At 44.8% G+C, this 7,313-nt stretch carries 7 protein-coding genes; 5 read left to right on the plus strand and 2 right to left on the minus strand.

Annotation, left to right across the window (positions count from 1 at the left end):
• Positions 1-377 precede the first annotated feature (377 nt).
• The 3 genes from IM500_RS22940 (at position 378) to IM500_RS22950 (ending at position 2,690) form a co-directional block, all read left to right on the plus strand.
• The gene (locus IM500_RS22940) at positions 378-575 is read left to right on the plus strand and encodes a DUF751 family protein (RefSeq protein ID WP_002737592.1); all 198 of its coding nucleotides are present in this window, start codon (positions 378-380) and stop codon (positions 573-575) included.
• 41 nt (positions 576-616) lie between these two features.
• Entirely contained in the window at positions 617-1,009 is a 393-nt protein-coding gene (rbfA, locus tag IM500_RS22945; RefSeq protein ID WP_190357356.1) for a 30S ribosome-binding factor RbfA, read from the plus strand.
• A 100-nt stretch (positions 1,010-1,109) separates the two neighbouring features.
• Positions 1,110-2,690, plus strand: a complete 1,581-nt coding sequence (locus IM500_RS22950) for a glycoside hydrolase family 3 N-terminal domain-containing protein (RefSeq protein ID WP_287739599.1) — start codon at positions 1,110-1,112, stop codon at positions 2,688-2,690.
• Here IM500_RS22950 and IM500_RS22955 read toward each other — a convergent pair.
• On the minus strand, positions 2,687-3,886 hold the full coding sequence (locus IM500_RS22955) for a lipid-A-disaccharide synthase-related protein (protein WP_190720739.1): 1,200 nt from the start codon (positions 3,884-3,886) through the stop codon (positions 2,687-2,689). The genes IM500_RS22950 and IM500_RS22955 overlap by 4 nt on opposite strands.
• Before the next feature lie 340 nt (positions 3,887-4,226).
• On the opposite strand from IM500_RS22955, the gene tsaE reads away from it, so the two are divergent.
• Positions 4,227-4,697: a tRNA (adenosine(37)-N6)-threonylcarbamoyltransferase complex ATPase subunit type 1 TsaE gene (tsaE, locus tag IM500_RS22960; protein WP_190720742.1), complete on the plus strand. Its 471-nt coding sequence runs from the start codon at positions 4,227-4,229 to the stop codon at positions 4,695-4,697.
• Between the two features lie 37 nt (positions 4,698-4,734).
• Here the strand turns inward: tsaE and aqpZ are convergent, their stop codons facing one another.
• A complete protein-coding gene (gene aqpZ / locus IM500_RS22965) occupies positions 4,735-5,496 on the minus strand; it encodes an aquaporin Z (RefSeq protein WP_242034573.1) in 762 nt (253 codons plus the stop codon).
• A gap of 268 nt (positions 5,497-5,764) precedes the next feature.
• On the opposite strand from aqpZ, the gene IM500_RS22970 reads away from it, so the two are divergent.
• Positions 5,765-6,850, plus strand: coding sequence for a class I SAM-dependent methyltransferase (locus IM500_RS22970; RefSeq protein WP_287739600.1), 1,086 nt, complete (start codon positions 5,765-5,767; stop codon positions 6,848-6,850).
• The last annotated feature ends 463 nt before the right edge of the window (positions 6,851-7,313 follow it).

Consider the following 7,313-nt stretch of genomic DNA (forward strand, 5'->3'; position numbering starts at 1 on the left):
CCCGCTTGGGATTTACTTCGAGAAGCCCAAAATCGCTGAAACCCAGATAGATCAAGGAAAATCATAAATCGAGGTTAACCCTTTGTCCCGTAATGGTTTGAGCCTTTTTTGCTGACCGAAAACGCCTAAGTCCCACTAGCTGATAATCGGGTCTGATGACACCATTGTTACTCCGGTTTGAGTTCAGGATACTTCCAGATTTAGAATATCAGGGCTTGTCCCTAGTTTCTCTTTTTCTTTTTAGGGCGCTTTGCGTCCTTCAGGAGCTGATAACTGAGAGGTGCGCCACTGGAAGTTCTTAAGTGCTATATTAAAGATCAAGAAAAGCCGTCGTAAAACGACGGGGTTTTAACCCAAATTTTCGATAAACAAAATTTATGGGCGACTTTTTTGATAACGTGAGCCGTTACCCCCGCTATCTGATTAGCTTTAGTTTAGGGATTTTCTTCGCCTTTTTCGGCTGGTTGGCCCCTTTATTAAAAAATCCCCTCACAGCGATCGCACTTGTAGGCTTTCTAGGGGGGACTTTCGCCTTTCTTTATTTCACCCTCAAAGCCATGCTCGGATTAGCTTGATACAATGGTAAGGGTTTCGCTGTTCTTAGGGGACGAAAATTATGGCTAACGATCGTCGAGTATCTCGCGTCTCCTCGCTAATTAAGCGCGAGGTCAGCCAAATGTTATTAATGGAAATTAAAGATGATCGGGTCGGTGCCGGTATGGTTAGCGTTACCGATGTGGATCTCTCCCACGACCTGCAACACGCTAAAATTTTTGTGTCTATCTACGGCAACGAAGATGCAAAGGCCGAAACTATGGCCGGTTTAAAAGCTTCCGCAGGATTCGTCCGGCGTGAACTTGGTCAACGCATCCGTCTCAGACGTACCCCCGAAGTGGTCTTCCTAGAAGATTCTTCCCTCGAACGCGGCGATCGAATGTTACACCTTCTTGATCATATTAAAAGCGATCGACCCCCAGAAGATGACGATTCCGCTATCAGTGACCAGTGAACAGTGATCAGTAGAGGATAACTAAATTTAGACAACACTGGGAACTTAAAACTTAAACCTGATAACTGATAACTGATAACTGATAACTGATAACTGAATAGTGAGCGATCGCATTTTATCCCTAAAAGAACGTATTGGTCAGATGATAGTAGTCCGCGCTTCCGGCTATCTCTTTGACCAACAAATCCGCTATCCTGCTTGGGAACCCCTCAACGCTACCCTAAAACATTGGTTAGAAACCCTCCACCTCGGTGGGGTGATTCTCTTAGGAGGCAGCGCAGCCGAAATCGCTCTCCGTAGCCAACAATTACAAAGTTGGTCCAGCGATAATCCTCTCCTCATCGCCGCCGATATCGAGGAGGGAGTCGGCCAAAGGTTTTCCGGCGCTACTTGGTTCCCCCCCCCGATGGCTTTAGGAAAAATAGCCGAAAAAAGCTTGACAAAAGCCACAGAATATGCTAAGGAAATGGGAGCAATTACCGCTAAGGAAGCACTAGCGATCGGGATTAACTGGATTTTAGCCCCAATTGTCGATGTGAACAATAATCCCGACAATCCGGTTATCAATATTCGTTCCTTCGCTGAAACTCCTGAAATCGTCGCTAATCTAGCTCAAGCTTTTATTTTAGGGGCGAATTCCTATCCAGTTTTGACCACGGCCAAACATTTTCCCGGCCACGGTGACACCAGCAATGACTCCCATCTCGATCTTCCCATCATCAACCACGATCATGATCGCCTAGAAGCGATCGAATTACCGCCCTTTCAAGCGGCGATCGAGTCAGGGGTTGATAGTATTATGTCAGGCCATCTGTTAATTCCCGCTTGGGATGCCGAATTTCCCGTCACTCTTTCCTCGAAAATTCTCGGGGAAAAACTGCGCCAAAATCTCGGTTTTCAGGGTTTAATCGTCACTGATGCCCTGATTATGGGAGGAGTGACTAAAATTGCCAGTGCTGCCGCCATAGCAGTGAGGGCGGTACAGGCGGGGGCTGATATACTGTTAATGCCTCCCGATCCGATCGAAGCGATCGAAGCGGTGTATAGTGCCGTGCAAGCGGGTACAATTAGCGAAGCGAGAATTAATGATTCTTGGCAACGTATTCAACGAGCAAAAGAGAAATTGGGGCAAAGACAGCCATCCTTAGAATCCTTAAGCAGTTTAGCGGCACCGCAAGCTCTAGAGATTGTCAGCGATATTTTAAAAGATTCCCAAACAGTTAGCGCTAATTTACCCATTAAAGCCACTCAAGGCCGCAATTTAATCATTATCGATGATTTACTCAACTGTGACTTTCTCGATCGCTCTTGTCCGGCGGTGACAATGCCCCGACAATGGGGTTATCAAACCCAAATAATCGACCGTAGCACCTTTAATCAGTCCCTCGTCTCTCCAGAAACAACTCTCCTACAAGTATTCATCCGTGGTAATCCTTTTCGGGGTAGTGCCGGATTAGGGGAGGAAACGAAAGCTATCTATCAAGATTTGCTGAAAACCGGACAAATTCAAGCATTGATTATTTATGGTAGTCCCTACGTTTTCCAGTGGTTTCGTCAACAAAGCGGAGAAATTCCCCATCTTTTCAGCTACGGACAACAACCAAGCGCCCAAAAAATTGCCCTAGAAACTATTTTTGAGTGGCCCACTAGCGGCGAAAATCAGACCGATACTTTCGTTTAAGGGCAAAAATTGCCTAGTAACCATTGGGCAATGCGATCGGAGGCACCAGCCGATCCCATTCTCTGACGACCATTAACGGCGATTTCTTGCCACTGTGGGGGATTTTGTAATAAATATTCTAACTTGTCTGCTACTGACTCGGCACTATCGCCTAAGAGAATTGAACAGCCTAATAAACGCTGTTGCAGTTCGGCAAAATGGCCAGTAAACTGTGGTCCAGATCCCGCAATCGTGATCGCCGGTTTACCCAAACCGACGAACTGTTCCGTGGCAGTTCCCGCCATGGCGATCGCTAGATGGCAACGGCCTAAATATTCGGCGTAATCCCTTTGAGAAATAGTTATAAATACCTCTTGACAAATAAACTTATTTGTGCTATGTTCTCGCCAACCCCGGGAAATTAAAGCAGCCGTAAAAGATTCCGGGGGGAGAGAAGGAGCGATCGCCGCCAAAAATTCCAGCTTATAATCGGGAAAACGTCCGATCATGGCCGCTACAGCTGCGAGAATTTGCTGCCAATTGTGGAGAGATTCGGGAAAGCGCGAACCGGGTAGCAGCAGAATATTTAGGCAATCTTGGGGAAAATCGCCCGTTATCGAGGGTAAAAGGTCATCCATCATCGGATTACCCCCATCGACAACGGGAATTGACCACTGTTGTAAAATTTTGCTAGTTAAACTATCCCGGGGAAAAACCCCCCGACAGCGAGGATGAGCCATTAACCAGCGTTCCCAAGGATAATAATAGGAACCCCAGAGGCGATCGATCATCGAGCTACTATCTAACCATCCCTGCTCATCCCGGAGATAGTATTCCGATTTAGCCGTTCCCACAAAAGCATAATCCCTCTCGCTCAACCAAGCAAGGGCCAGGGGTAAGATATCTCCCACCGCGACAATTTTTCCCCCTTCTTGGCCCCAATTTCTGACCAGACGGTATTGACGGGAGGTTAATCCTAATAATCCCTCCCGTAGATCTCGCCATAATTGTTTCGCATCCCTGGTGATAAAACCCCCAGAGGGCATTTTTTGACCTCGATCGAGAAGGGGAATCCCCAGACGAGTATAAGCATAACCGTTACCCACTAGGGGTAAAGCAGTAATATCCGGACAGTGGGGAGATGATTGCAGTCTTTTAATAATCCGGATCGCGATCTCGTCTTCACCGTGGCCATTACTCAAAAATAATAATTTCACTTTTTTTCTTAACTTCTGGCTTAAAGTCCTAAACTTCGGTTGTTTTATTGCCTTCGACCCTAGACAATGCTGATGGTTAGGGAACAATCAATTTTATAAAAGCAGTTAACCAACTCCCATTTAGTCTAATCTACCAGAAGGTTTCGCCGATCGCCTATCTCTGCCCTGATAGCGACCATTTGACCAAAGGTTAAGACTAAGAGATAAGAGATTAGTTTAACTGCTTCTATTTTTCTCGATCAAAAGACCAAATTTGGCCCCCCAGAGCCAAGAAGGTCAGAAACCTGCTCTGATCGCTATATTAGAATCAAGTGATTAATTGGCATCCTAACGGGAAAAAATGATTATCGACTTATCCGATCGAGAAGCTACTGTCAATTTAGGGGAAAAACTGGGGCAAACCTTGGCCTCTGGCAGTGTAATTTTATTAAAAGGCGATTTGGGAGCGGGAAAAACCACCTTAGTACAGGGAATTGGCCTAGGATTGGGCATTCAAGAGCCTATAGCTAGTCCTACCTTCACCCTCGTTAACGAATATAACGAAGGCCGCCTTCCTTTGTATCATTTGGATTTGTATCGTTTGCAGGGTCAAGATATCGAGGCCCTGTACCTAGAAAATTATTGGCAGGGAATTGAGGTAGATTTAGGGATAGTGGCGATCGAATGGTCAGAACGTTTAACTTTTTTGCCAGAAAATTATCTAGAGATTACTTTACTCGATCGAGGCGAGCAAGGACGACGAGCGCTGCTCAATTTTGTCGGTGGGGACGAAAAAAATAGCGACCCCACAGGAATCGCTATCAGCACTTGACTTTTGAAGCAATCAAACTTTAGCGGTAACTTTCCACTTATTCTCTAACTTGTCTTTCTTCTAAAGTTTCTTCAAAGAAACTATTGTAGAGGAAACCCGCCGCCACGGCCCCAACAATGGGAGCAATCCAGAATAACCATAATTGACCAACGAGAGCTATATTACCGCATAAAAGAGCAACACCGGTACTACGAGCGGGGTTAACGGAGGTATTGGTCACGGGAATGCTAATTAAGTGAATTAAGGTCAATCCTAAACCAATAGCGATGGGAGCAAAACCGGCCGGAGCGCGTCGATCGGTAGAGCCTAAAATGATGATTAAGAACATGAAGGTCAAGACCACTTCCGTGACCAAAGCGGCGAATAAACTGTAACCACCGGGAGAATGTTCTCCGTAACCATTGGTGGCCAGAGGGTTACTGCCCCCCAGAGCGAAACTGGGTTGACCACTAGCAATAATGTAGATAATTACTGCCGCTAAAATCGCCCCTAAAACTTGAGCGATGATGTAGGGAAGTAGTTCCGAGCCGGGGAAGCGTTTACCTGCCCAGAGACCGAAGGAAACGGCGGGATTAAAATGTCCCCCCGAAATATGCCCTAAAGCGTAGGCAAGAGTGAGGACGGTTAAACCGAAGGCGAGGGAGACACCCACAAAAGAAATCCCCAGATGGATATTAAAATCAGCACCATCTACGACACTCTTGGCTTTACCCACAAATACTGCCGCTAAAACGGCACTACCGCAACCGCCGAGAACGAGCCAAAACGTCCCGATGAACTCTGCTAGATACTTTTTCATCTCTATATCAAGGTTGAATGATTTTGCTTTTAGGTTATCTCCCATCAGACCGGATTAAACTGTTATAAGATATTAAAAAATAGTTATTTTTTACCTTCAATTTGCCGTTCTCATGGGGAAACTATCAGCTTTTTAGGGATATAATAGTAAAAAAATCGGGAATTTCTGCTAATTTCACACTTTCTTTAGATTTATCTTCTATCTTGATGTCTGATGGATTTTGGCAGTGGTTGACCCTTTCCGCCGAGTGCTAATTATGAGATGATCGATGCAGGAAGAAAAAGCGATATTTAATATCAACAATACTTTTTATCGACCGGAGAGTAAAATCGTCCGAGATTTAGGAGTTTTAGCGGCGGCAATTGCTCAAAAAGAGCGGGGCAGTTTGCGCGTTTTAGAGGTAATGAGCGGCTCTGGTGTGCGAGCGCTCAGGTATTGGTTAGAAAGTGGTGCGGATTGGCTGTGGGTTAATGATGGGAATCCAGAAATTAAGCCAACTTTAGTGGCTAATTTAGAGAGTTTATTACAACAGAAACAAGGGAAAATAACCTATAAATCTGCCCAAGAAGTTCTCCGAGAATGTTATCTTAAAAAAGACCATTACGATCTAGTTGATATTGATGCTTTTGGTTCCCCTGCATCTCTGTTTAGTGCCATTCCCTTAGCCACTAAAATCGGTGGTTTAATTTATCTGACTAATACTGATGGACGGACGTTGACGGGTCATAATCTAGAAAATAGTTTAGCTGATTATGGAGCCTATGCTCGCAATCATCCGGCTGCCCACGAACAGGGATTAAGATTAATTATCGCCGGTTTGCAATTAGAATCGGCCCGGTTAGGTTTAGGAATTACGCCGATTTTTTCCTTCTTTTTTGGTCAAAGTTATCGGGTGATGGTGCGGTTAACAGCTAATAGACAATTAAATAGTCATAACTACGGTTTTCTCGGTTATTGTCATAGCTGCGGGGAATATCAATCAGTGCCTTGGCCGAAGTTAGGCAAGATAGTTTGTTCTGGGGACGGGCAACCTTTAACCGTAACTGGACCCTTGTGGTTAGGCAGTTTACATGATCGCTTTTATCTAGAAAAAATGGCAGATTTAGCCGATCAATGGCAGTGGAAAAAGGTAGTTAAATTGTTAGAAATAATGAGGGAAGAAAACAATTTTCCTCCCTATTTTTATAGCTTTCGGGAAATTGGTAGAAGGGGCAAATTAGCTCTACCCAAAAAGGAAGATCTAATTGCAGCTCTCGTGCAACAAGGTTATCGAGCGGCCGCCACCCATATTAACCCGCAAGCACTGAAAACTAACGCTTCTTTAGCCCAATGTATCGCAATGCTCAAGGACTAATTAATTAAGGTTTGCTGAATAAATATAAAAACCTTGTTGGATAATATCTTTAGGCTTGTTTAAAATCAAAAAGTGCCAGATATTGCAGTGATCAGGGGGGAAAATTCCGGGACTTTTTCCCTGAAAATTAGGTAAGCTAAAACGCATCTTAGATGCGTTTTAGCAAGGCAGGAGGAATAAGCGGTTGAGAGTTTTTTGAATTATCAAGATATGTAACTTAAGTGCGTCTAAGCTTAATTGACCCCCTGAAAATCGGTAAAACCCTACACCCCACACCCTCTAAAGTGTATCAGGAAGCTTTGGAGTAAGACAGACAAGAAGCTGAATTAGCAGCGTTTATTGGCATTAGGATTAAACTTTGAACAGATAGCACAAGCTTTAGAATTAGGGTTTGCGGCAAAAAGTTTGTTGGTGGGGTTAGGAGTCGGTCGTCGGTCGTCGGTCGTCAGTAGCCGGTCGTTTC

Origin of the sequence: Microcystis sp. M179S2, assembly GCF_020245805.1 — a bacterium.
Taxonomy (GTDB): Bacteria; Cyanobacteriota; Cyanobacteriia; order Cyanobacteriales; family Microcystaceae; genus Microcystis; species Microcystis aeruginosa.